We start from the raw sequence: 1,158 nt of genomic DNA, 5'->3' as shown, positions 1-1,158 counted from the left end.
CCGCGAATAGGAAGCAAACTATGGCGATAAGACCAAGCCAATTTCCTGGCTTAACTACTGACTGCGATTTTTCTGTTTGCGTGGGCGGCAGTATTGGTGCTGTGGTTGGCGTCTCAGTCTCAGCCCAGGGAGACCCTGTTACGCCACTTAAATGGTTCTCAATAAGACTTAAACGCATTTCGATGGCGCTTAATCGTTCTTCAAGTTGGCTTAGATCAGTCATCACGTTTTCCTGGACGGGAATTTATTAGATAGAGCATATTATTTCCTGCTTTTTTTGCTAATCCCAAAATATATTTATTTTATCGAATCGATTTTTAAGTAAGAAAAGAGGCGTGTAATTATAAAAAATAACCAAGTGCAGGATATACTGGCTGAAAATTGCATATTTCCAAGCTTTTTAATATGAAAAAAACTATCTTTGGACGTCTTTAAAATCGCGATTACAATTGATTAGGAGTCAAGGTGGTAAACCTTATCATTGGGTTTTTCTGCCCGGCGGACCAGGTTTGGGTTCTGAATCGTTAGACGGCCTAACAAAAATATTGCACCTTCCTGGAACAATCTGGCATCTTGATCTGCCGGGTGATGGTTCAAATTTAACATCCAATGATAGGGAGAGTTTTTCCCAGTGGTCAGCAGCACTTGTCGAAGCATTAGCCGCATTAGATAATGTCATTTTAGTAGCACACTCAACAGGTGGCATGTATGCACTGGCTACTGAGAAATTAGAGGGTTTACTGACTGGATTAATATTAATGGATTCTGCGCCTGATGCTTCCTGGCAACAGATTTTCATGGACTATGTTAAACAGCATCCTATAGCCGAGGTTGAGGCGTTGCAGAAAATTTATGCTGATGCACCTGATAATAACAAACTGAAAGAACTGGTCATTGCTTCTGCTCCTTATTTGTTTAACGCTACAGGCTTAAAAAAGCTCTTTCTTTTCTTCAAGCATTACCTATTAATTCTGCAACCTGTGAATGGTCGGCGCAAAATTTTGATGAACGCTACAGAGCGAGATGGATCCCGCAAGCGATCCCGACATTAATTTTAGCGGGTGATGAGGATCATCTCACGCCTTTACAATTGTTTTGTGAAACGCAAGCATTTCAACGTCCTAATATTTTATTCCGAACCATTAAAAATGCCGGTCA

At 40.8% G+C, this 1,158-nt stretch carries 2 protein-coding genes; one reads left to right on the top strand and one right to left on the bottom strand.

Going from position 1 to position 1,158, the window contains the following annotated elements; all coding sequences use genetic code 11:
- Window positions 1-223: hypothetical protein (locus BN58_RS27025; RefSeq protein ID WP_040916763.1), on the bottom strand; the 223-nt coding region annotated here is incomplete at its 3' end.
- Between the two features lie 226 nt (window positions 224-449).
- Here BN58_RS27025 and BN58_RS18305 point away from each other — a divergent pair.
- On the top strand, window positions 450-1,052 hold the full coding sequence (locus BN58_RS18305) for an alpha/beta fold hydrolase (RefSeq protein ID WP_019218073.1): 603 nt from the start codon (window positions 450-452) through the stop codon (window positions 1,050-1,052).
- The last annotated feature ends 106 nt before the right edge of the window (window positions 1,053-1,158 follow it).

The sequence above is a fragment of the Legionella tunisiensis genome (assembly GCF_000308315.1).
Taxonomy (GTDB): Bacteria; Pseudomonadota; Gammaproteobacteria; order Legionellales; family Legionellaceae; genus Tatlockia; species Tatlockia tunisiensis.
The sequence above is the reverse complement of the archived record's forward strand: the minus strand, read 5'-3'. Positions and strand labels throughout refer to the sequence as shown.